Source organism: Ensifer adhaerens, assembly GCF_028993555.1.
GTDB lineage: Bacteria > Pseudomonadota > Alphaproteobacteria > Rhizobiales > Rhizobiaceae > Ensifer > Ensifer adhaerens_I.
Map to the genome: position 1 here is coordinate 35,680 of NZ_CP118611.1, position 22,912 is coordinate 58,591.

Annotated in this window: 17 protein-coding genes and 1 riboswitch; of the genes, 6 read left to right on the plus strand and 11 right to left on the minus strand. The window is 63.3% G+C overall.

Translation table 11 applies throughout. From position 1 onward, the window contains the following. Positions 1-5 precede the first annotated feature (5 nt). Positions 6-500 (minus strand): Lrp/AsnC family transcriptional regulator, encoded by a 495-nt coding sequence (locus PWG15_RS20645; RefSeq protein WP_275025825.1) that lies wholly within the window; start codon positions 498-500, stop codon positions 6-8. Between the two features lie 158 nt (positions 501-658). On the opposite strand from PWG15_RS20645, the gene PWG15_RS20650 reads away from it, so the two are divergent. Genes PWG15_RS20650 through PWG15_RS20660 form a run of 3 tightly spaced genes read left to right on the plus strand, consistent with a single transcriptional unit; the run spans position 659 to position 4,323 of the window. After that, entirely contained in the window at positions 659-1,864 is a 1,206-nt protein-coding gene (locus tag PWG15_RS20650) for a diaminopropionate ammonia-lyase (protein ID WP_275025826.1), read from the plus strand. A gap of 3 nt (positions 1,865-1,867) precedes the next feature. After that, the gene (locus tag PWG15_RS20655) at positions 1,868-3,043 is read left to right on the plus strand and encodes a M20 aminoacylase family protein (RefSeq protein ID WP_275025827.1); all 1,176 of its coding nucleotides are present in this window, start codon (positions 1,868-1,870) and stop codon (positions 3,041-3,043) included. Further along, the gene (locus PWG15_RS20660; RefSeq protein ID WP_425536796.1) at positions 3,040-4,323 is read left to right on the plus strand and encodes a Zn-dependent hydrolase; all 1,284 of its coding nucleotides are present in this window, start codon (positions 3,040-3,042) and stop codon (positions 4,321-4,323) included. The genes PWG15_RS20655 and PWG15_RS20660 overlap by 4 nt, the downstream gene beginning before the upstream one ends. Positions 4,324-4,538: 215 nt before the next feature. Here PWG15_RS20660 and PWG15_RS20665 read toward each other — a convergent pair whose 3' ends face one another. The 4 genes from PWG15_RS20665 to PWG15_RS20680 form a co-directional block, all read right to left on the minus strand. Next, complete coding sequence (locus PWG15_RS20665; protein ID WP_275025828.1) at positions 4,539-5,072, minus strand: hypothetical protein; 534 nt, start codon at positions 5,070-5,072, stop codon at positions 4,539-4,541. Between the two features lie 212 nt (positions 5,073-5,284). Continuing rightward, positions 5,285-7,105, minus strand: a complete 1,821-nt coding sequence (gene thiC / locus PWG15_RS20670; RefSeq protein WP_275025829.1) for a phosphomethylpyrimidine synthase ThiC — start codon at positions 7,103-7,105, stop codon at positions 5,285-5,287. 90 nt (positions 7,106-7,195) lie between these two features. Then, positions 7,196-7,325: riboswitch (TPP riboswitch) on the minus strand. Between the two features lie 95 nt (positions 7,326-7,420). Beyond that, positions 7,421-8,785 (minus strand): sigma-54-dependent transcriptional regulator, encoded by a 1,365-nt coding sequence (locus tag PWG15_RS20675; RefSeq protein ID WP_275025831.1) that lies wholly within the window; start codon positions 8,783-8,785, stop codon positions 7,421-7,423. Between the two features lie 3 nt (positions 8,786-8,788). Continuing rightward, positions 8,789-10,642 (minus strand): sensor histidine kinase, encoded by a 1,854-nt coding sequence (locus PWG15_RS20680; protein WP_275025833.1) that lies wholly within the window; start codon positions 10,640-10,642, stop codon positions 8,789-8,791. 243 nt (positions 10,643-10,885) lie between these two features. On the opposite strand from PWG15_RS20680, the gene PWG15_RS20685 reads away from it, so the two are divergent. Beyond that, positions 10,886-12,211: a dicarboxylate/amino acid:cation symporter gene (locus tag PWG15_RS20685; RefSeq protein WP_275025835.1), complete on the plus strand. Its 1,326-nt coding sequence runs from the start codon at positions 10,886-10,888 to the stop codon at positions 12,209-12,211. A gap of 77 nt (positions 12,212-12,288) precedes the next feature. Here PWG15_RS20685 and PWG15_RS20690 read toward each other — a convergent pair whose 3' ends face one another. Continuing rightward, positions 12,289-13,008, minus strand: coding sequence for a helix-turn-helix transcriptional regulator (locus tag PWG15_RS20690; protein WP_275025836.1), 720 nt, complete (start codon positions 13,006-13,008; stop codon positions 12,289-12,291). Positions 13,009-13,101: 93 nt separating this feature from the next. Between PWG15_RS20690 and PWG15_RS20695 the strand changes: the two genes are divergently transcribed. Continuing rightward, positions 13,102-13,713 carry a glutathione S-transferase family protein gene (locus tag PWG15_RS20695; RefSeq protein ID WP_275025837.1) on the plus strand — a complete coding sequence of 204 codons (612 nt, stop codon included), beginning with the start codon at positions 13,102-13,104 and terminating at the stop codon, positions 13,711-13,713. Positions 13,714-13,784: 71 nt separating this feature from the next. On the opposite strand, the gene PWG15_RS20700 is transcribed toward PWG15_RS20695, so the two are convergent. Then, positions 13,785-14,285, minus strand: coding sequence for a hypothetical protein (locus PWG15_RS20700; RefSeq protein ID WP_275025839.1), 501 nt, complete (start codon positions 14,283-14,285; stop codon positions 13,785-13,787). Between the two features lie 493 nt (positions 14,286-14,778). On the opposite strand from PWG15_RS20700, the gene PWG15_RS20705 reads away from it, so the two are divergent. Continuing rightward, positions 14,779-15,681 carry a hypothetical protein gene (locus tag PWG15_RS20705; protein ID WP_275025841.1) on the plus strand — a complete coding sequence of 301 codons (903 nt, stop codon included), beginning with the start codon at positions 14,779-14,781 and terminating at the stop codon, positions 15,679-15,681. 214 nt (positions 15,682-15,895) lie between these two features. On the opposite strand, the gene PWG15_RS20710 is transcribed toward PWG15_RS20705, so the two are convergent. From PWG15_RS20710 to PWG15_RS20725, 4 genes are all read right to left on the minus strand, one after another. Beyond that, the gene (locus PWG15_RS20710) at positions 15,896-16,819 is read right to left on the minus strand and encodes a response regulator transcription factor (protein WP_275025843.1); all 924 of its coding nucleotides are present in this window, start codon (positions 16,817-16,819) and stop codon (positions 15,896-15,898) included. After that, positions 16,812-20,198, minus strand: a complete 3,387-nt coding sequence (locus PWG15_RS20715; RefSeq protein ID WP_275025844.1) for a hybrid sensor histidine kinase/response regulator — start codon at positions 20,196-20,198, stop codon at positions 16,812-16,814. The genes PWG15_RS20710 and PWG15_RS20715 overlap by 8 nt, the downstream gene beginning before the upstream one ends. Before the next feature lie 192 nt (positions 20,199-20,390). After that, complete coding sequence (locus tag PWG15_RS20720; protein ID WP_275025845.1) at positions 20,391-21,794, minus strand: CehA/McbA family metallohydrolase; 1,404 nt, start codon at positions 21,792-21,794, stop codon at positions 20,391-20,393. A 7-nt stretch (positions 21,795-21,801) separates the two neighbouring features. Continuing rightward, positions 21,802-22,905, minus strand: a complete 1,104-nt coding sequence (locus tag PWG15_RS20725; protein WP_275025846.1) for an ABC transporter ATP-binding protein — start codon at positions 22,903-22,905, stop codon at positions 21,802-21,804. Positions 22,906-22,912: the final 7 nt, after the last annotated feature.

Below are 22,912 nucleotides of genomic sequence, written 5' to 3' on the forward strand. Positions count from 1 at the left end.
GTGGCTCAGCGTGGCGTTTCAACCGGCACCGACAGGCCGACCTTGACCGGATCCATGGTCACGAAGGTGCGAAACCGCTTGATGTTCGGATTGCCGAAGAACATCCGCCGCGTAAACGCTTCGTACTCCGCCATGGTCGGCACGATGACGACGAGCATGAAGTCGACGTCGCCGGTGACGTAGTAGCATTGCTGCACCTCAGGCGCGGCGGAAAATGCAGCTTTCGCGGCGTCGAGCAGCGCGATCTGCTCGCTCTCGACCTCCACCTCCACCAGGATGGTCAGCGCCTGGTTGACGCTGACCGGATCGACCAGCGCGACATTGGCGCGGATGACGCCGCTTTCCTCCATGCGCTTGATCCGCCGCTGCACGGCGGGCGCCGAAAGATTGACCGCTTCGCCGATCTGGCGCTGCGGCGTCGTGTTGTCCTTCTGCAGAATGGCGAGGATCGCAAGGTCGAAGCGATCAAGTTCGATCTGTGGTCTTTTCGAAGGAGCCATCTGGTGCCTATGGTTCACGGGTTCGGAGCGGTCGCGAGCGGAACGCCACGCGGCTGCATACCCGATCTGCTTTACAAACTTGCATTCTCAGCGGCAATTTAGAGCGCATTTCTCGGTCATGATGAAATAGATTTTCGCAAGTCTACGGAGATCGCATCATGTTCCTTGCCAATACCCATGCCGATTTCGGCCGCGACCTGCTGCCCGAGGATGCGGATATGCTGTCGCTCACGGCCGCAGCAAATGTCGAGAAGCAGCTTGCCCGGCGCCCCGATCATCGGCCGACGCCGCTTCATGCCTTGCCTGCCTTGGCCAACGAGCTCGGTGTTGCCGCGATCTTCGTCAAGGACGAAGGCCATCGCCTGGGGCTCGGAAGCTTCAAGGCGCTCGGCGGTTCCTATGCGGTGATCCGCCTCGTGATCGAGGAGGCGGAACGGCGCCTCGGGCGCAGCCTGGATCTCGCCGAACTGGACCAGCCCGAGGTTCGGACAATTGCTGCCGCCATGACTTTCGGCTGCGCCACCGATGGCAATCACGGCCGCTCGGTCGCCATGGGCGCCCGGCTCGTCGGCGCAAGGTCGGTGATCTTCGTGCATTCGGGCGTCAGCGAGAGGCGCATCGAAGCGATCGCCCACTACGGCGCCGAGATCGTTCGGGTCGCCGGAACCTATGACGATTCCGTCCGCGAGGCCGCGCGGGTCTGTGACGAAAATGCCTGGACGGTCGTTTCGGACACGACATGGCCCGGTTACGAATATATTCCCGGCCTGGTAATGCAGGGTTACACGGCGCTCCTCAGCGAGGCGCTGCGGCAGATGGAAAAGCCTCCGACCCACGTCTTTGTACAGGCGGGCGTCGGTGGCATTGCCGCTGCCACCGCAGGACATCTTGCCTTGCGATACGGAACGGAGCGGCCGCGTTTCGTCGTCGTCGATCCGGCACGCGCCGCCTGTCTCTACGAGAGCGCCAAGGCCGGACATCTGGTCAAGGTTGCGCATGGCGAGCCGACGATCATGGCGATGCTCGAATGCTACGAGCCGTCGCTCGTTGCCTGGCGTATTTTGTCCCGTGCCGCCGATGCCTTCATGACCGTTGACGAAGAGGACGCCGTTTCGGTCATGAACAGGCTGGCACGCCCGAAGGGCACGGATCCGGCGATCGTCGCCGGCGAGAGCGGCGGCGTTGGCCTGGCCGGACTGTTGGGGGTTGCCCGCGACCCAGCGCTGCGCGAAGCGCTCGGATTGACCGAGCAGTCACGGGTCTTCGTCATCAATACCGAGGGGGCCACGGATCCCGAGCGCTACGAGGCATTGGTGGGACTCTCGCCTGCCACGGTGGCAGGCAAATCGAACGAAAAGGTCTGAGCGATGGCGGGATTGGATTTTGATCGGCTTGTCAAGGAAATGACCGCCTGGCGCCGTGACCTGCACGCGCACCCGGAGTTCGGTTTCGAAGAGCAGCGCACCTCATCCTTCGTCGCGGCGAAGCTTCGAGAGTTCGGGCTCGACGAGGTGATGGAGGGTGTCGGCGGCACGGGCGTCGTTGGCAGGCTGAGGCGTGGAAGCGGTAATCGCGCCATCGCGCTTCGCGCCGACATGGATGCGCTTCGGATCCCGGAACAGGGGGATCTGCCCTATCGCTCGACCCGCCCCGGAACCATGCATGCCTGCGGCCATGACGGCCATACGGCGATGCTGCTCGGCGCCGCCAGGATGCTGGCCGAAGAGGGCGGTTTCGACGGCACGGTTTGCTTCATCTTCCAGCCGGCCGAGGAGTGGGGCAAGGGCGCGCTCGCGATGCTGAACGACGGCCTGATGGAACGCTTCCCCTTCGACGAGATATATGGCCTGCACAATATGCCGGGACTGCCGGTCGGCCGTTTCGAAACCCGCGTCGGCGCGATCATGTCGGCCGAGGACAATTTCGAGATCGTCCTGAAAGGCGTTGGCGGACACGCGGCACGGCCGCATTGGGGCAATGAGACGCTTGTTGCCGCCTGCGCCACCGTCGTCAATCTGCAGACGATCGTCTCGCGTCGTCTTTCGCCGACGGATATCGGCGTCGTTTCGGTGACCGAGCTTCTGACTGACGGCACGCGCAATGCCTTGCCGGGCCTCGCGCGTATCCTCGGTGACGCCCGCAGTTTTCGGCCCGAGGTCAGCGCCAAGATCGAAGCGGAGATGCGCGTGATCGCCAAGGGCACGGCGGATGCCTATGGCTGCGAGGTCGAGGTCAACTACACGCGCGAATTCGTGCCGCTCCTCAACGATCCAGCACTCACCACTCACGCTTTTACCGCGGCGCAAGCGGTGTTCGGCGCGGCGAATGTCGCAACGGCGGCGGAGCCGATGACCGGCTCAGAGGATTTTGCGCGTTTCCTCGAACACGTGCCGGGCTGCTTCGTCTTCATCGGCAATGGCGAGGCGTCGGCGCCGCTGCACAATCCGCGATACGACTTCAACGACGACGCCCTGATCTTCGGCGCGCGTTATCACGCCGAGATCATAAGGCAGAGACTGGCGCCGACTGGACCCCGGCCATGACCAGAAATACGCATGAAAGCAGGACACAGATGCCATTGCACTCCATCGACGTCGCACGCCTGACCGGGCGCATCCGTGAGCTTGGCGAGATCGGCCGCGATCCCCAGGGGCAATTGACGCGACTTGCCGGATCCGACAACGACAAAGCTGGCCGTGATCGCTTCGTCGGTTGGCTTGAGACCGCGGGGCTGGAGGTCGCGATCGACCCCATCGGCAACATTTTCGGCATCTGGCGCGACGAGGGGAATGCCGACGCGGCGCCGGTCATGCTCGGCTCGCATATCGATACGGTCATCAATGCCGGTATCTATGACGGCTGCTATGGCGTGCTTGCCGCACTCGAAGTGATCGAGACTTTGAAAGGGCGCGGCGTTGTGCCGGACCGCCCGGTCGTCGTTGCCGCTTTCACCAACGAGGAAGGCGTGCGCTATGCGCCAGACATGCTGGGTTCGCTGGTCTATGTCGGCGGTCTCCCCATTGAAGCGGCGCTGGCGACAATCGGCACCGACGGTTCGGTGCTCGGAGAGGAGCTCGAACGGATCGGTTATGCCGGCGACGCCGAACCGGGCCTCCTCAGGCCGCATGCCTATGTCGAATTGCATATCGAGCAGGGGCCGGTCTTGGAGCGGGAGGGGTTTGCGATCGGTGCGGTCGAAAACCTGCAGGGCATCTCCTGGCAGCGCGTCACCATCGATGGCGTCGCCAACCATGCCGGCACGACGCCGATGGCGATGCGCAATGATGCGGGACTGGCTGCCGCCCGCATCGGCCTGTTTCTGCGCGAGCATATTGCCCTGTCGAATGCTCCCAGTGTCGCGACCGTCGGCACCATGCGTTTCGAGCCCGACGCGATCAATGTCATCCCGTCGCGCGCCACCTTCACCGTCGATCTGCGCGACCCGGACGAGGATCGGCTGCAGGTGCTCGAGGCGGCGCTTGCGGATTTCCTCGTGCGTGTTGCTGCGGAAGAGGGTGTCGAGATCTCCGTCGAGCGCCTGGCGCGGTTCCAGCCGGTCGGCTTCGACCAATGCATCGTCGAGGCGATCGAGGCTTCGGCCAAGGCGCATGGACTGAAGAGCCGACGCATGACCTCGGGCGCCGGCCACGACGCGCAGATGATCGCCCGCATCGCCCCAACGGCGATGATCTTCGTGCCGAGCCGCGACGGTATCAGTCACAATCCGCGGGAACACACCGAGCCGGCGGATCTGGTCGCCGGGGCGAATGTGTTGCTTGACGTGGTCGAGCGGATTGCTTGCAGAGGCTGGAAGGGCAATTAGGAGTACGTGCGGCGAGAAAGGCGATGCTTTGTATCGGTAACTCCGCCGCCACACTCCGGGCAGGTCGTGATCGGGATAGACATTTCTCGAATGTCAAGTTCTGACGCCCGTTGAGCTGGTTCTTGCGCGTCGGAATCTGCTTCTACACGCACATCCGGAGCCCGGTTTCGAGAATTCGTGCAGGTCCCCGGTCGTTGCGACGAAATGGAATCTCTTCAAGGCTCTCTTTTCGTGTGAACGGTCTTCTGCCGGGCAGAAGGTTCAGGCTGGCTCGGTTCGAAGCGCCTTTCCGGCGTCTGGCGGAAAAGGTTAAGGAAATTGCTGCCGCCGTGCCAAACGTTGCCGGTTGGTCCGTAGTCTCGTGAGTCGCGCACGGATGAGCGGTTCTCGCCGTGGCTATCGCTACCGCTGTCGATGACGGCAGCACCTCCGCCGCCTGCGCCGGTGCCGCCGGGCACACCGCCCGAGCCGCTACCGTCGCCGGTGCCCCAGCCGCCACCACCCCCATCGCCGCCACCCTCCGTGCCGTTGCTTCCGCCGCTCCCGACGTTTTCGCCACCTTGGTCGCCGCCATCAGCGCGATTTTCACCATTCCCGCCGCCGACATCGGCGTCGTCCGCATGGGCGGCGGAAATCCAGGAAAAACCCGCGGCAAAACTCCCGCTGTCGTTGAGGCGTGGCAGATCTCCAGCGAGTGCCGCAAGGCCGCCTATCGACAGGGCCGTCAATCTCAGCAGGCGTGTCCTCAAGTCTTTCTCCTCGTAAACGGCGCTCTTCGTCGTCTTGCAAGAGCGCCGCAGAGGACGGCAGCTTGGTGTGAATGACGGGTTCGCCGGCGGCGACTTTTGCGTGAGCCCTACATATCGTTCAACCGATGAGGGGGCAAGTTGTTCCCCCAGGGCCCGGCATCCACCTTGCGGTCGGAAGGGAGTGCGAGGCATCCCTCCCGACGTGTTACGCTTCAACTCTTAGCTTCAACCTCAGCGACCGGCATGTAGAGGTCGCCGCCCTCGCGGTATTTCGCGGCCATCGCCTCCAGCCCCTCCTTCTGCGCTTCCGCACGAATGTCGTGCGAGATCCGCATCGAGCAGAATTTCGGACCGCACATGGAGCAGAAATGCGCGACCTTGTGCGCTTCCTTCGGCAGGGTCTCATCGTGGAAATTGCGGGCCGTCTCCGGGTCGAGCGAGAGGTTGAACTGATCCTCCCAGCGGAACTCGAAACGGGCGCGTGACAGGGCGTCGTCGCGCACCTGTGCCGCGGGATGGCCCTTGGCGAGATCGGCGGCGTGGGCGGCGATCTTGTAGGTGATGACGCCGACCTTGACGTCGTTGCGGTCGGGCAGGCCGAGATGCTCCTTCGGCGTCACGTAGCAGAGCATGGCGGTGCCGAACCAGCCGATCATCGCCGCTCCGATGCCGGACGTGATGTGGTCGTAGCCCGGCGCGATGTCGGTCGTGAGCGGCCCGAGCGTGTAGAAAGGCGCCTCACCGCAGACGGCGAGCTGCTTGTCCATGTTCTCCTTGATCTTGTGCATCGGCACGTGGCCGGGGCCTTCGATCATCACCTGACAATCCCTAGCCCAGGCGATCTGGGTCAGTTCGCCAAGCGTCTCCAGTTCGGCGAATTGCGCCGCATCGTTGGCGTCGGCAATCGAGCCGGGGCGCAGGCCATCGCCGAGCGAGAAGGAGACGTCATAGGCGCGGCAGATGTCGCAGATTTCCTCGAAATGCTCGTAGAGGAAGCTCTCGCGGTGGTGATGCAGACACCACTTGGCCATGATCGAGCCGCCGCGCGAGACGATGCCGGTGACGCGATCGACGGTGAGCGGGATGTAGTGCAGCCGCACGCCCGCATGGATGGTGAAGTAGTCGACGCCCTGTTCGGCCTGCTCGATCAGCGTGTCGCGATAGACCTCCCAGTTGAGATCCTCGGCAATGCCGTTGACCTTCTCCAGCGCCTGGTAGAGCGGCACGGTGCCGATCGGAACCGGTGAGTTGCGGATGATCCATTCGCGGATGTTGTGGATGTTGCGGCCGGTTGACAGGTCCATCACCGTATCGGCGCCCCAGCGCGTCGCCCAGACCATCTTCTCGACCTCCTCGGCCATCGACGAGGTCACCGCGGAATTGCCGATATTGGCGTTGATCTTCACCAGGAAGTTCCGGCCGATGATCATCGGTTCGGATTCCGGATGGTTGATGTTGGCCGGCAGGATCGCCCGGCCGCTGGCGATCTCCTGACGCACGAACTCCGGGGTAACGTGATCAGGGATATGGGCACCAAAACTCTCGCCGTCCCGAACCTTCGCCCGGGCCGCGTCGCGGCCGAGGTTCTCGCGGATTGCCACGAATTCCATCTCCGGCGTGATGATGCCGGCACGGGCATAGGCGAGTTGAGTCACCGCCTTGCCGCCGGTCGCCTTCAGCGGTGCGTGCTGGAACGGGAAGGTCGGCGTCAGCCGGTCACCGCTGGCGAAGCCGTTGTCTTCCGGCCGCACGATCCGCCCCTCGTAGGTCTCAACGTCGCCGCGGGCGACGATCCAGTTGCGGCGCAACCGCTGCAGGCCATTCTCGATGCTGATCTCGGCGCCGTCGGCGGTATAGGCGCCGGAAGAATCATAGACCGTGACCGGCGGCTCGCCCGAGGTCGGGTGCAGCGCGATCTCGCGCATCGGCACGCGGATATCCGGATGGAGAACGCCCGGCTTGTGGACTTTTCGGGAGGCGGGAAGCGGCCCTTGCGTGACCGTGAGGGCTGCGGGCTTTGTGGCAATATTCATGACGAGGCTCCAAGTTTTCGATTGGAGACCCAGTTCTGATGCCGGAAGGATGAAAGACGCTCCGCCAGGTGCTGGACGCACGGAGTCCTGGCTTCGATATCTGCACCGTCCCTACGCCAGTATGAACTGGATCAGGTTCAACGGGTCACTGCGCCACAGCCGGCAAGCCGACCATCCAGCAGTATCTCAGCCCCTTAGCGGGACCCCCCTGGTGAATGCTCAGAAGATAGCCATCGAACGGCACCGGTCGTCAAGCGTGAATTCGTCCGGTGTCGAAGATGCAATTTAAGGGTGTTTTTTGGTCGCTGATGGGAGCTAGCGGCCTGACTTTTCCGGAACGCCGCGCTCCGCGTAATCGGCGCGGTTGATGCCGTGACGCTGGAGCTTGTCGTAGAAGGTCTTGCGCGGGATGCCGAGTGCTTCGATCGTCGCCTTGACGTCACCGCGCTGGGCGCGAAGCACCTCCTTCAGGATCTCCGCCTCGTAGCGTTCGAGCCGCTCTGGCAAGGCGGCGCCAGGCTGTTCGGCCGGTCCGAGAGGCTGTCCGAGCGGGCCTTCGACTCCGAGTGCCACGCGCTCTGCAAAGTGCGAGAGCTCGCGCACGTTGCCGGGCCAGGCATGGGTCATCAGATGCTGTCGCACTGCCGGCGAAACGACGGGCACGTCGCGCTTGAAGCGCTCGGCCGCCCGCGCCAGGAAGTGCGAAAAGAGCAGCGGGATATCGTCACGGCGCTCGCGCAGCGGCGGGATCGATAGCGTTACGACATTCAATCGAAAGTAGAGATCTTCGCGGAAATCGCCGCGCTCAGCCGGATTGCCGAGATCGATCTTGGCGGCGGCAATGACGCGGATATCGACGGGACGGACCTGATTGGTGCCGAGCGGCGTGATCTCGCGCGCTTCGAGAACGCGCAGCATCTTCACCTGGGTCGCCGGCGGCATCGCCTCGATCTCGTCGAGGAAGAGCGTGCCGCCGCTTGCATGTTCGATGCGGCCGATGCGCTTCTTCAGCGCTCCGGTGAAGGCGCCCGCTTCGTGGCCGAAGAGCTCGCTCTCGATCACCGTTTCCGGTAGCGCGCCACAGTTGAGCGCCACGAAGTTGCCGTTGCGGCGCCGGCTCCAATTGTGGAGCAGGGTGGCGACCACCTCCTTGCCGCTGCCGGTCTCCCCGGCGACGAGCACGTCCACGTCGGTGTCTGCTATATGTTTGATCGTCTGGCGCAGGCGATCCATGACCGGAGTCTGGCCGATCAGCGGCAGACTGTCGCCGGCCGTCTCGGCTGCCCGCTTCAGGGCGCGGTTCTCCATGACAAGACGGCGTTTTTCCAGCGCGCGCCGCACGCTTTGCACCAGTCGGTCGGCGGCAAAAGGTTTTGGGATGAAGTCATAGACGCCATCCTGCAGCGCCTGAACGGCCATCGGTATGTCGCCGTGGCCGGTCACCAGAATGACCGGCAGGTCCTGGTCGAAGGTAGCGACGCGGCGAAAGAGCTGCAGCCCGTCGATGCCGGGCATGCGGATATCACTGACGACGATGCCGTCGAAATTCGCGTCGAGGGTTTGCAAGGCTTCGGCAGCGCTCGCAACCGAAATGACGGCGAGACCGGCGAGTTCCAGCGTCTGTTTCATCGCCTTGCGCAGATCGTTGTCGTCGTCGATGAGGTAAACGGACGGCTGCATCGCTCAGGCCCTCTTCAGGCGAACCGTGAAGACGGTGCCCTTGTCGCTGGTTTCGACCGATATCTCACCGCCATAGTCGGCGACGATCTCCTTGGATATGGCAAGGCCGAGGCCGAGCCCCTGCTCCTTGGAGGTGTTGAAGGGCGTGAACAGATCTTCGTAGACATGCGGAGAGATGCCGGGGCCGTTGTCGGCAACGACAAGCAGGACGGTGTCGGAGGGGCCTTCCTCGCAGCGCACGTGGATCTCGGCATCGCTGCGCTCGCCGAGTGCTTCCAGGGCATTCTGCAGGAGATTGATCAGCACCTGTTCGAGACGGATACGGCTGCCGTAAACGCTGACACCGTTGTCCGGGAGGTCGATGAGGATCGCATCCATGCGTCCCGCAAAGCGGCTGCGAAGCAACATCAAGGCGCCCTCGATCACTTCGCGCATCGGTGTCGGCTCGGAGACGAAGCGGCCTTTGCGGGCGAAGCTGCGCAACTCGTCGGTGATGGTGCCGACCCTTTCGGTCAGTTCGGCGATGCTGACGAGGTTCTCGACCGCCGTTTGCTGCTGGCCGCGTTCGAGGAAGGTGCGGGCGTTGTCGGCATAGGCGCGGATCGTGGCGACCGGCTGGTTGATTTCGTGGGCGACGCCGGCTGCCACCTGGCCGAGGATCGCCAGCCGGTTGGCCTGAACCAGCTCCTGCTGCACGGCCTGCAGCTTCTCTCCCGTGCGCCGGTGATCGGCAATCTCCGTTTCCAGATGGTCGCGGGCAAGGCTGAGATCCTGGGTGCGCTCCGCCACGCGGCGTTCCAGTTCGTCGCGCGCGGCGCGCTCCCTTGTCGCGACCAGTGTCAACGCCTGGCGCCGGCGCAGGAGAAAAGCGGCAAGCGCAAGCAGCGGCACCAGGACCGCAAGTGCGACCAGCCGGGCTTCGCGTGTCGCCGCAGCGATCGCACCATCGAGCGGCGCCAGTTGTTCCAGGCGCCAGCTCGTGGTCGGAACCATGGTTTCGACGCGCAGGAACCGTCGCTCGCTGTCGCCCGGCAGGAGCGCGCGCAATTCGCTGGAACCGTCGCTGGTGGGTTCGATATCCCGGAACGGTAGCGGCAGCAGCGAGGCATCGCCGAACTGCAGACTGTCGCGGATGGCAGCCACCCGGTCTCGCGGAATGGTTCTCGTCGTCATGAAGCGCCAGGACGGGAAACTGGTGATCAGCACGATGCCGCGCCGGTCGGTGACATAGACAGGCTTGCCCGAAGCGAGCCATTCAGCCTCTACATCGTCGAATTCAAGCTTGGCGACGACGACGCCGATCGGGCCGTCCGGCCCCTGGACCCGACGTGAGATGTAGAGACCTGGCCGCTTGCTGACGGTGCCCATGGCGAAGTGCTCGGCCTTGCCGTCGCGCATCGCCATGCGGAAATATTCGCGGAAGGCGTAGTCGTTGCCGACGAAGCTCGTCGGCTCGCGCCAATTGCTGGCAGCGACCGCAACGCCGTCGGTGCCGATCACATAGATGACGGCGGCGTCCGTGTTGGCGGCAAGTGCCTGCAGTTTGTCGTTCAGCCGCTGCAGCGCCTGACCATCGCGGCTCGAAAGCGCTGCCTTCACTTCGACATCGTCGGCGAGAACCAGCGGCGTCGAGCGTTGACGTTCGAGCACGGCGCGCAACAGTGACGCCTTCAGATTGGCATCGATCCGGCTTTGGGCGTCGACCGTTTCGAGCGCCTGGCTGCGTCCATACTCGCCGGCAAGGAGGAGGGCGGCGACGAGCAGGGCCACGGCGAAGCCGGCGAACACAAGCCAGGTGCGGCGCATCGAACGGTCGAGATCTGCCAGATTAAGGGGGGCGAATGGGGCATTGAACATGGCCTAATTGTGCATTTTTTCGCTCAGACTTCCAGATCAGGTGTGCGGAAATCCGCTCAACTCTTCGTGCGTGTGGAGCCGGGCGTAGGAAACATTCTCATCGATTCAAAGGCTTGGCTCTCCCCGCAGAGAATTGGCACGCCCGTTGCAAATGACATCCTCATGACAGCCCGAGCTGTCGCGCATCGGAAATTGACCCGGGAGGCCCGGCATGACGCCGGACTGGGTCCAGTGGAGGATATCATGATTATCGACCAATCCGCGGAACCGCGCGGCAAGACACCTTTCTATCGTCATCTCTATGTCCAGGTTCTGGCGGCAATCGCAGCCGGCATCCTGCTCGGCCATTTCTATCCGGAGATCGGCACGCAGCTGAAGCCGCTCGGCGACGCCTTTATCCGCCTCGTCAAGATGATCATCGCGCCGGTGATTTTCCTGACGGTCGCGACCGGCATTGCCGGCATGACCGATCTCGCCAAGGTCGGCCGCGTCGCGGGCAAGGCGATGCTTTACTTCCTGACGTTCTCGACGCTCGCGCTCGTCATCGGCCTGATCGTTGCCAATGTTGTGCAGCCGGGCGCCGGCATGCACATCGATCCCGCCTCGCTCGACGTCAAGGCGGTGACGACCTATGCCGAAAAGGCGCATGAGCAGACGATCACCGGCTTCCTCATGAACATCATTCCGACGACGCTCGTCGGTGCCTTTGCCGATGGCGACATCCTGCAGGTGCTGTTCATTTCGGTGCTGTTCGGTCTCGCGCTCGCCATGGTCGGCAAGAAGGCAGAACCGGTCGTCGACTTCCTGCACGCGCTGACGCTGCCGGTCTTCAAGCTCGTCGGCATCCTGATGAAGGCTGCCCCGATCGGCGCCTTCGGCGCCATGGCGTTCACCATCGGCAAATACGGCGTCGGCTCGATCGCCAATCTGGCGATGCTGATCGGCACCTTCTACATCACTTCGTTCCTGTTTGTGTTCATCGTTCTCGGCGCGGTCGCCCGCTACAACGGCTTCTCGATCGTCGCACTCATCCGCTACATCAAGGAAGAGCTGCTTCTGGTTCTCGGCACGTCCTCGTCGGAAGCAGCCCTTCCAGGCCTGATGAGCAAGATGGAAAAGGCCGGCTGCAAGCGCTCGGTCGTCGGCCTCGTCATTCCGACCGGCTACTCCTTCAACCTCGACGGCACCAATATCTACATGACGCTGGCCGCCCTCTTCATCGCCCAGGCGATGGACATTCCGCTGTCGCTCGGCGATCAGGTACTGCTGCTGCTCGTCGCCATGCTGAGCTCCAAGGGTGCCGCCGGTATCACGGGCGCCGGCTTCATCACGCTGGCGGCAACGCTCTCGGTCGTTCCGGCCGTGCCGGTCGCCGGCATGGCGTTGATTCTCGGCATCGACCGCTTCATGTCGGAATGCCGGGCGCTCACCAACTTCATCGGCAATGCGGTCGCAACCATCGTCGTCGCGAAGTGGGAAGGCGAACTGGACGAGGCGCAGATGGCAGCCGTTCTTGGCGGTCGCGCTCCGGAAGCGCTGCCGCAGCCGGCACTGCAGCCGGCCGAATAAAGTTGCCTCCCAAGGCATGATTGCGAAAGCAGTCCGGACGCGGCCCGTGGCAACACGGGCCGCGTCGTCGTTTGGGTCTATTGACCGCTCAACGACATCTTCGATTTGTCGGGCGCGCCGGCGTTCAGATAGGCGACGAAATCCCTGAGCATCGGCACCCGGCGAGGCCGGAAGCTCTCGTCCGTCATCCGGATGTCGACGATGCGGTCGACGCGGAACTTGCGATAGTCTTTTCTGAGGCCACACCACGCAAGCAGCACCAGCATCCGCTCCAGGTAGACGATCGCAAGGGGCAGTACCTGTCGATCGGTCCGCTGCCCGTCTGCATCCACATAGCCGATGACTACGGCGCGTTCCTGCCAGGAAGCTTCGCGTAGCAGAGACACGTCGATGGGCGGCGGATCGCGCCTGTCGAAGCGATAGACCTGCGACACCGCATGAAGCGCCTGGCGCTGCAACCGATCGGGCAGTGTCGCCGTTATCTTGGAAAGAACAGCCCCGGCCGCTGCGGCCAGATCCGGCTCGCCCATGTGCTGGACCTCGGCAAGGCCGAGCACCAGCGCCTCGATTTCGAGCCGCGTGAAGGTCTGCGGCGGCAAGGCGATGTCTTCGGTGAGCCGGTAGCCGAAGCCGCGCTCGCCATCGATCACCGCGCCTGCGGCGCGCAGGCTTTCGATGTCGCGATAGAGCGAACGCAAGGATACACCGGTCTCCTCGGCAAGACGGGCAGCCGTCACGGGAGAGGGGAGAGTGCGGAGCGCCTGGAGCAGGCGGAAGAGACGAGCGCTGCGAGCCATGATTGTAGATTAGCTGAAGCCTACTGACGAAAACTGGCAGTTGGGCGACTGTATAAGATCCCCATCCGCAAACGCAACCGAGGACTTGAGACCATGCTGACGCTCTTTCACGCCCCCCGCTCGCGCTCGTCGCGCATTGTCACGCTGCTTCGCGAACTCGACGCCTTGGACAAGGTTGAGATCGAGATCGTCGACATCACCCGCGGTGACGGCAGCGGCCGCAAGGATCCGAGAAACCCGCACCCGGAAGGCAAGGTGCCGCTGCTCGTTCATGACGGCGTCGTGCTCTGGGAGAGCATAGCCATCATCCAGTACCTGACGGATCTTTTCCCGGAAAAGAACCTGGCGCCGCTTGCCGGCGATCCGCAGCGCGGCCGGTATCTGAGCTGGCTTGCCTGGTATGCGGGCGTCGTCGAGCCGGTGCTGATCATGCAGGCCGCGGGACTTTCCCATCCTTATCTCGATTTCACCTTCCGCGGGCCGGAGCAGATGGCAGAGCGCCTTGAAGCCGCGCTGAAGGATGGCCCTTACCTGATGGGCGAGCGCTACACGGCGATTGACCTGCTGCTGCATTCGCCCTTTGCCTGGTATCCAGCGGCAACGCCGGACAGTGCCGTCATCAAGGCCTGGGTGGAACGCTGTGGCGCGCGGCCGTCGCTGCAATGGACGGCGGACTATGACGTCCGTAGCGTGGCTGCAGCCTGACGATCACTCGCTTCCAGTGGGGCCTCGCCAGCTGCCGCGAGGCCCTTTTCAGGACGAGGCAACGTTCCAGCTCATTTTCGTTTGAGGTTGATCTCGCTCGTCACGATGCGCTTGCCCGAGGCGGGATCGACATCAACCGTCGTCAGTTGCATGCCGTTGGCGCCGATCTTGCGCAAGGTGAGATCGGCGCTGCGGTCGCCATTGACCTCCTTGGCCCAGCGGATGGTGAGATTGATCGCGTCGCCGCGGCGGCTACCGTTGAGACCGGCACGGCCACCGCGCGGGCCGAGATAGGAGCCGCTATAGGTCGAACCGCTATAGCGCAGCTTCGCGTCGACGGATTTCGAGATCAATAGCAAGCCGCGGCAAACACCCTCCATCGACAGGGCGAGACCACTGGCCTGTGAACTGAAATTGCAGGAGACATTGATCGGCGACATGTTGGCGCGAATGCGGACGGTTCCTGTGCCTGCCCAATTGCCACCAAGCGTTTTCAGGAACGCGCCCTCGTCTGCCCGTGGGCCACTCGTGGGCGTCAAGGTGAGTGCAATCATCAGGACCCATCGCCACATGCCTCGCGCCTCCCGTTTTGCGTGGATGCTACAACACCCCGCTGCTGCACACGAGCGTCAACGCAGCATGCGGCAGCGAAGTTCCTCAAAGTTTCTTATCCGGCCGGATCTCTCGACCAATCAATGCATCCGGGCGGCAATCAAAGGCAGAACCCCTGCCGCACTTTTGTCAGGTTGCGCACGGGTCCGGTGCTGGTTCCTCATTCCCCGTATCAACGTTGTTCTCCGAAGCACGCTTCGCGCTCCAGACCCGTATAAGCCGGTAAAGACTTCGTCACTTTCTAAGTATAGATCTCAATCTTCACTGCCTATGCGAACTGGGTATTGTCCGAAGGGGGGCTAGGGGGAGCTGTCTTATGTTCAGTGTCACATGTTTTTTGCTTTCTTCAACCACTCAGTGTGGCCAATCCTGCATAAAGCCGCGCGTTGACAGCCGCTTCATTGCAGGCGGCGGCAAGCAACAAACAGCAGATGCCCTTTCAGGGTGCTGTCCGTGACGGCGCGACTGGAAATCGTCCCATCCCCGGACGGCGGAGCGCTGTTGACGCCGGCGCGGCTCGTCGGCGAACCGCTCTTTGCCGAGGCGTTACGGCAGGCGGCCCTTCATATGGCCGCGATGCATGATGCCGCTCCGCGTATCGTGCGCTATACCGCCAGCTTGAGAAAATGGCTCCTCACCCAAGCCATCCTGGCTTTGCATTTCGAGCATCTGACAGATCCATCACGCCCTGCGCTGACGACGGCAAAGCTCATCGACTTTATCGCCGCCAACAGTGTTGCCAGCAAGAACACGGCGGCGGCGCACCTGGCCGAAATGCGCAACTATCGACTGCTGCTCGATGCGGAACAGGGCAGCAACAAGCGGATCAGGCCTCTGATCGTTTCCGATGTCGCCGAAGGCCTGATCCGGCAGTGGTTCGAAGGGCATCTTTCGTCGCTCGACATGCTCGACCAGGGAACACGGCTGGCGCAATCGCAAAGCCAGTCGGCGTTGATGCATCATGCATTGCCGCGTGCGACGCGGCGGCTTATCGCGGATCGTGCCTGGTGCGATCCACCCGAAAGCATTGCCGCCTTCGTCTTGACGGAGTCGGGAAGCAACATTCTGCACGATCTGATGGCCCGGCTGCCGTCGGGCGTTTTGCCCGATCATCGGATTTGGGTCGGGCCCCTGAAGCTCGGCGAAATCACCAACCGCTACATCATCTCGCGCACCCATGCACAAAGGGTCTTCGCACGTGCCGGTGACCTCGGTCTTCTCGGCTGGGAGAGCCTCGGTAGTCGTGGCCCTCTCTGGATTTCGCGTGGACTGGTCGACGATTACCGTTTTTGGCAAGCGGTCAAGTTTGCGGCGCTCGATGATGCCTTCGCCTGGGCAACGGTGCAGGCGAAATGAACGGCATGGCGGCCTGCGCGCGCAGTCTGTCCAGAATCGCGTGAAAGCGGAAAGATGTTCTAGAAACAAGTGCTAGAGCGACCTTGGCGCACTAAGGCCTCTCCAGGTTGCGATGCGTAAGGCGATCTCGCGGCCGCTTTCAGGATTTGCCCACCATGGCGCTGGACCCGCCTCAAACGGCAAGAACGGACCGGAAACCGAACCCCCAGCCTGCCTATAGACCGTGCAGAACCTGTGTTGCCTTGACGGCGGCCGACGCCCGGTTCTCGACGCCGAGCTTCACATAGATCTGTTCCAGATGCTTGGTCACGGTACGCGCGCTCAGTCCCAGGATCTCCCCGATGTCGCGGTTCGCCTTGCCCTTGGCGATCCACAGCAGCACCTCGGATTCTCGCTGCGTCAGCGCGAAGTGCTGACGCAGCATTTCGTCGTCCGTCAGCCGGTTCTCGGCCGTCAGCCGGAAGAGATACTCGTTCGGGCCGATCCCGCCGAGATAGGATATCTGCAGGCCCGATTGGCCGGGCTGGTCGAGCGTGAAGCTTTCTTCGTGAGAAGACGTCCCCCTATTGCGACATTCCATCCAGCGGGCGATGCGTTTCGTGACCGTACTCAAGCCATCGTCGCGGCCGGTTGCGGCATTGACGAGGCGGGTCGCCTGCGGGGTCGACCAGCATATGCTGCTGTCGGTGCGAACGGCCAGAAGATGCCGGCCGGCGGCATCGAGCGCGACCCGCGCGCTCTGGGCCGAGCGGGCGTTGGAGAGGTGGACGCGGATGCGTGCCCGGAGCTCGTCGATGTTGATCGGCTTTGTCAGATAGTCGACGCCGCCGGCTTCAAGGGCGCGGACCACGTGCTCGGTCTCGGTCAATCCGGTCATGAACAGTACCGGAGTCTGGCCGACGGCGGCGTTGGCCTTGAGGCGCCGGCAGGTCTCGAAGCCGTCCATGCCCGGCATGACCGCGTCGAGCAGGATGACGTCAGGGGTGATACGCTCCGCGATCGAAAGCGCGGCATTGCCCGACGTGGCGATCAGCGCGGAAAAGCCCGATCGCTCCAGCGCCTCGGTGAGGAAACCGAGGGCTTCCGGTGAATCGTCGACGAGCAGAACGATGTCGCGGCGGTCATAGGTCTCAGCCACGGGCGTCTCCTCCTTCTTGGCTGCTGTTCTTGAGGAAGGCGTCGTAACCGGAGAGATCGAAGGCCTGCACATAGGAACGGGCCTGCTCGACAAAGGGCTGATGCTCGGGCGCGCGCGCGATCTCCGACAACTTGGCCACGATGCCCCTGATGTAACCGATCTCGCCGAGGCGGATCAGTTCCTGCACATGGTGAAGATCCGGACGCGTCATCGCCCGAGCTGTCGGTGCGGCATGCGGCGGCTGTTCCTCGTCTTCGTGGATCCAGGTCAGGCCGAGATGTACCGCGAGCTTGTCGACGAGTTGTCCGACGACGAAGGGTTTGGCGAGCGTGTCGTTGTGGTCGCCAAAGGTGCCGGTGGTCGAGCCGTCGCCGATATTGGCCGAAAGCATGATGATCGGTGCCATTTGTCCGGCCTCGCGCAGCCCGGCGGTGAGTTCCCAGCCGTTCATGCCCGGCATCGAGATATCGATCAGGAAAAGGTCAGGGCGGATGTCTGCAAGGAGCGACAGGCAATCGGCTCCGGATGGGACGGCGAAGACGGTAAAATCCATGGGCACGAGGATTTCGCGCATCAGGTCGCGGTGGTCGACATTGTCGTCGACGACGACGATCGTCCGCCGTGAACCGAGATAGGAGGTGATACGCCGCACAGGGGCGGCAAGCGCGGGTCGGTCGACAGCCGAAAGCATCAACCGGACGCGGAAGGTGGTGCCTTCGCCAAGGGTGCTGGTGACGGCGATTTCGCCACCCAGCGTCTGGGTCAGCAGCCTTGTGATCGTGAGCCCCAGGCCGAGGCCCGGCATGCTGCCGAGATGCTCCGCCTCGCCGCGTTGGAAAGGGTCGAAAATGCGCGGCAGGTCCTTGTCGGCAATGCCGCGACCGCTGTCGGCTATGGTGAAGGTCGCCACTTGGCTTCGATAGGCGACATCCAGGCGGATTCCGCCACGCTCCGTGAATTTCAGTGCGTTGGAAAGAAGATTGACGAGGATCTGGCGCAGGCGTTTCTCATCAGTCTTCACATAGCGCGGCAGGCCGGCGGCGCGCTGGTGCTCGAAGGTAATACCCTTGGCTTGCGCCTGCGGCCGGAACATCTCGATGATCTGGTCGAGAAAGTCGTGAATGTTGATCTCGTTGGAATAGACCTGCAGCTTGCCCGCCTCGATCTTCGAGATATCCAAGAGGCCGTCGATCAGACCGGAGAGATGGTCGGCGCTGCGCTTGATCACCTTGATCGCCCCCTGGCGCGCCGGCGGAATGGTCTCGTCGCGCTCCAGCACCTGGGCATAACCGAGCACGGCATTGAGCGGTGTTCGGAGCTCATGGCTGAGCCCGACGACATAGCGGCTCTTTGCACGGTTGGCGGCCTCCGCCGTCTCCTTTGCCTGCTGCAGCGCGGCATCGGTCTTCTTGTGGGCGGCGATTTCCTTGAGCAGCAGCGTGTTCTGGCGCGACGATTCCTCCTCGGCCACCACGCGGCTGTCGTGCGCGAGCACGTAGAACCAGGAGACGATGCCGGCGAGCACGGCAAAGACGAAGAAGACGACGGCGATGGTCCGCTCGACGACGGCCGCCGTCTCCGGAGACGCGCCGGCGGTCTGATGCGCGATCATCGCGAGGATCAGGCCGATGCCAGCGATCGACAGAACGGCAGAGATCGCGTAGCGGCCAAGGCGGGTCGCAAGCTTTTCCGTGACCGTGCGCGGAAGCAGGCTGTTGGCGACGGTTGCGACCTGTGCGTTGAAGCGCGCCTTGGGCTTGCACATGTCATGGCAGCGGCTGTCGAGCGAGCAGCAAAGTGAACAGATCGGTGCCGCATAGGCCGGGCACCAGGCCATGTCCTCCGGCTCGAACGGATGCTCGCAGATCGAGCAGGTAATCCCGCTCTGGTTTGCCCAGCTTCGGCGCGGTTTGCGGGCGAGGTAGAATTTACCGTCGGTCAACCAGGCGATTGCCGGCGAGGCGATGAAGGCGACGACGAGGGCGATATAGGGTGCAAGCGACGCAGCGATCTCGCCGAAGGCGCCGAAATGCGCCGTCAGCGCCACCGTCGCCGAGATCGCCATGGCGCCGAGCCCGACCGGGTTGATGTCGTAGAGATGCGCCCGCTTGAACTCGATGCCGGGCGGTGACAGGCCAAGCGGCTTGTTGATGAAGAGATCCGCGGAGATGGTGCAGAGCCAGGCCATGGCGATGATCGAGAAGACGCCGAGCGTTTCCTCGAGAAGCCGGTAGATGCCAAGCTCCATCAAAAGGAGCGCAATCGCGACGTTGAAGATCAGCCAGACGACGCGGCCCGGATGGCTGTGCGTCAGCCGCGAGAAGAAGTTCGACCAGGCGAGTGACCCGGCGTAGGCGTTCATGACGTTGATCTTCAGCTGCGACACGACGACGAAGGCGACCATCAGAAGCAGCGCTGCCGTTTCAGACGGGATCATGTAGCCGAAAGCGGTGTAGTACATCTGTGCCGGATCGGCGGCTCTCGTCGAGGGCACACCGGCCGAAAGCGCCAGTACGACAAGGAAGGAACCGGCGAGCAGTTTCGGCGCGCCGACGATCACCCAACCGGAGCCGGCGAGGAAGACGGCGATACGGTGATGCAGCTTGCGCTGGCCGTCCGGCGGCAGGAAGCGCAGGAAGTCGACCTGCTCGCCGATCTGAGCCATCAGCGCGAAGATCACGGCCGACGCCGCACCGAACTCGACGAGATCGAACGGCGCGATCGTTCCGGGTGGCCCGGACGCGTGGTGTATGCCCGAGTAGGCGAGCCAGGTGCCAACCTTCTCCCAATCCGCAAAGGCGATAAAGACGAAGGGCAGGATGTTGAGTACGATCCAGAAGGGTTGGGTCACAAGCTGGAACTTGCTGATCAGCCGCACGCCGTGGGTGACGAGCGGGATGACCATGACGGCGCTGACGATGTAGCCGATCCACAAGGGGATGCCGAGCGCCAGCTCGAGTGCGCCCGACATGATCGAGGCCTCGATCGCAAACAGGATGAAGGTGAAGCTCGCATAGATCAGCGAGGTCAGTGTCGAGCCGATGTAGCCGAAGCTGGCGCCGCGGGTCAGAAGATCGATGTCGACGCCGTGGCGGATGGCATAGCGGCTGATCGGCAAGCCAACCGTCAGGATCATCAGGCTCGCGACTACGATCGCGACGATTGCGTTGGTCGTACCGTAGGACATGGTGATGGCGCCACCGATGGCCTCCAGCGCCAGGAAGGAGATCGCGCCGATGGCCGTCTGGGAGATGCGTTCGGATGAAAAACGACGGGCACTCTTGGCGGTGAAGCGCAGCGCATAGTCTTCCAGCGTCTGGTTGGCGACCCATCGGTTGTATTCACGCCGGATGGGGATGATGCGCTGGCGTGCCGCCATGGGGGTCCTAACGTGCCGTCGAAGGGGTATCTGCCTTTTTTCTTAGCACGGAAGTTTTCTGCTTAAAATTGCTGCAACGGAGAAAATGTGCAGGCGCAGCAAAGAAATGGGCGCGCCCGGTTTTTGGCTCGTTCGGCTGCCGAAATCGGGGCGCTCCGTTGGAAGCTTGCGGGTGCCTGATCGCTGGGCCCGTCAGGCTGCTTGGCAATAGATCGGATTGCTGATCGCACGCCGGATGATCCGGCTTGAGAGATCGTCCTCGGAGAGCTGCCAGGGCAGGCCCTTTCCGGGAAGCGCGTCAAGGAACGCATCGACGAGCGCCTTCCGGCTCTCGACGGCCACGATCTCTGTGCGAAGGAAACGATCGGGCGAGCCGGCATAGCGGCCGACCCAATCATCGGCTTCGATCGCTTGTTCGCCAACGATGCCGGAGGCATCCAACCACACGAGCTTGTCGCCCTTGGCGCCGCGAACCAGCGCTTCCGCCGTGACGGGGCCGGTGACGCTCGATCCCATCGGTGCTCCATTGGCGGTCAGTTCGAGATGAGGTCCCGCTGGACCTTCGGTGACATAGCCGCGACCGGCTTTCATGGCGCCGAGCACCGCCTCCTCGGATAGTTCTTCGAGAAAGAGCACGGTCGTTGGGCGGGCGAGCACCAGCGGTCCCTCGGGCATCAGTCTCGCCGGCTGGTGAAAATCGCTGCCGCCGATCGCCGAGATCTTCAGGCCCGACGCAAGCCGCTGCTGGTAGCGCTCCAGAGACACCCAGTTCCAGGCGAGCCAGTGGGATTGCCAGACCTCCATGCAGTCGATCTTGGGGAGCTCGTAATCCCAGGGGATCGTCGGCTTGTCGTGATTGACCGACAGCAGGCCGCCGCGCTCATGCACCAGCCGCTCAAGCGTACGAGCGTGCTCGGGCTTCGTCATGCGGAAATCGATCCAGTCGTCGACGCCGAAGACATTGGCGTGTCCGACGGCGGTGGTGATCTCCATGGCGCGGACGAAGACGAGATCGGGCGAAGAGTGCGGGTGGAAATAGCGCCGCTGGGTGATGGTGTTGTGGTCGGCGACCGCGAGGAAGTCGAGCCCTGCCTGCCGCGCTGCAGCATGCAGCAGTTCAGGCGCGCCGGCCGCGTCCGAGTGGAACGTGTGGCAATGAAGGTCGCCGCGATACCAGCCGGCCCCCTTGCGGACCGGAAACTGGCGCTTCGGTTGCGGCGCGATCGCACGCGGGCTCATGTTGTAGTCGACGGTCACTAGCGCCTCGACGCCGTCTACGGGGATCTTGTAGAGGCCCAACATGACCTTCCACCGTCCAGACGGCATCTCGCCATGGACATAGCCTGGCGTGGCGTCGTCGGTGGCGACGAAGAAGCGATCGCGCGCGCCGCCGCTCCAGCCGCGAAAGCCCTCGGCGGTCGGGTAGTCGGTGGCCCGCGGGTCAAGCGCGCCGAGGTCGATGATGCATTGTTCCGATTTCGGATAACTCAGCGTCACGTCGATCCGTGTCGCGCCTTCGGGCACGTCGAACGGCACATAGAAATAGGGGTCGACGGCCTGATGCTCGCGGGTGATCCGCACGCTAAGGGTCTGCATGGTGGCCTCAACGCTCGTCGGCTGCGGGTATGCGCGCGCCGGAGTCGTCGAAGAGGGTGATGTGCCTGGCGTCGAAGGCGAGGTGCACGGAGGTTCCGACCTTGATCTCGTCGTCCGTGAAGATACGCGCCGTCACGCGGCCGTTGTCGCCGCGCTCGAGCGTGACGAGACTTTCCGGTCCCATGTTTTCGTTGGCGAAAAGTTCGCCGGAAACGACGTTCCGGTCGCCTGCATCCGCTATGCGCAGGTGCTCCGGGCGCACGCCAAGCGTCATTTTGCCTGCTTTCGCCGCCCTGGCGATGACGTCGGTGGGTGCGATGGGTGCCAGTTGCAGGCCTTCGGCGCGAAGGTGCAGGGCTCCTTCTCCCATGGAGGCTTCTACGGGGACGAGGTTCATCGGCGGGTTGCCGACGAAGTTGGCGACGAAGGTGGTTGCCGGCCGGCGGTAGATCTCGATCGGCGGCGCGAACTGCACGATCCGGCCCTTGTCCATGACAGCGATGCGGGTGGCGAGCGCCATGGCCTCCGCCTGGTCGTGGGTGACGTAGACGGCTGTCATGCCCATGTCGCGCTGCAGGTGGTTGAGGAAGCCGCGCGCTTCGAGGCGCAGCTTGGCATCGAGGTTGGAGAGCGGCTCGTCGAAAAGATAGACCTCGCTTGGGTAGACCAGTGCGCGCGCGAGCGACGTGCGTTGCTGCTGGCCGCCGGAAATCTGGCTCGGCAACCGCTTCAGGAGGTCGCCGATCTTCAGGACATCGGCGACTTCCTTGGCGCGGGCGTGGCGCTTGGTCTCCTGCTCACCGCGAACCTTTAGCGGATAGGCGATGTTGTCGGCGATGTTCATGTGCGGGTAGAGCGCATAGTCCTGGAAGACCATGGATATGCCGCGATCCTTCGGGTGCAGATAAGTGACGTCGCGGCCGCCGATCATTACCCGGCCGGACGTCGGGGTTTCGAGGCCGGCGATCATGCGGAGACTCGTCGTCTTGCCGCAGCCGGAAGGGCCGAGCAGGCAGATGAACTCGCCATCGGCGATCGAAAAGCTGATGTCGGGCACGGCGACGAAGGCGCCGAAAGTCTTGGAGATGTTCTGGAATTCGACAGAGGCCATGGCGGGT

Coding starts and splice junctions, on each gene's coding strand:
- PWG15_RS20645 (WP_275025825.1), bottom strand. CDS start 500: ATGGCTCCTTCGAAAAGACCACAGATCGAACTTGATCGCTTCGACCTT.
- PWG15_RS20650 (WP_275025826.1), top strand. CDS start 659: ATGTTCCTTGCCAATACCCATGCCGATTTCGGCCGCGACCTGCTGCCC.
- PWG15_RS20655 (WP_275025827.1), top strand. CDS start 1,868: ATGGCGGGATTGGATTTTGATCGGCTTGTCAAGGAAATGACCGCCTGG.
- PWG15_RS20660 (WP_425536796.1), top strand. CDS start 3,040: ATGACCAGAAATACGCATGAAAGCAGGACACAGATGCCATTGCACTCC.
- thiC (WP_275025829.1), bottom strand. CDS start 7,105: ATGAATATTGCCACAAAGCCCGCAGCCCTCACGGTCACGCAAGGGCCG.
- PWG15_RS20675 (WP_275025831.1), bottom strand. CDS start 8,785: ATGCAGCCGTCCGTTTACCTCATCGACGACGACAACGATCTGCGCAAG.
- PWG15_RS20680 (WP_275025833.1), bottom strand. CDS start 10,642: ATGTTCAATGCCCCATTCGCCCCCCTTAATCTGGCAGATCTCGACCGT.
- PWG15_RS20685 (WP_275025835.1), top strand. CDS start 10,886: ATGATTATCGACCAATCCGCGGAACCGCGCGGCAAGACACCTTTCTAT.
- PWG15_RS20690 (WP_275025836.1), bottom strand. CDS start 13,008: ATGGCTCGCAGCGCTCGTCTCTTCCGCCTGCTCCAGGCGCTCCGCACT.
- PWG15_RS20695 (WP_275025837.1), top strand. CDS start 13,102: ATGCTGACGCTCTTTCACGCCCCCCGCTCGCGCTCGTCGCGCATTGTC.
- PWG15_RS20700 (WP_275025839.1), bottom strand. CDS start 14,285: ATGTGGCGATGGGTCCTGATGATTGCACTCACCTTGACGCCCACGAGT.
- PWG15_RS20715 (WP_275025844.1), bottom strand. CDS start 20,198: ATGGCGGCACGCCAGCGCATCATCCCCATCCGGCGTGAATACAACCGA.
- PWG15_RS20720 (WP_275025845.1), bottom strand. CDS start 21,794: ATGCAGACCCTTAGCGTGCGGATCACCCGCGAGCATCAGGCCGTCGAC.
- PWG15_RS20725 (WP_275025846.1), bottom strand. CDS start 22,905: ATGGCCTCTGTCGAATTCCAGAACATCTCCAAGACTTTCGGCGCCTTC.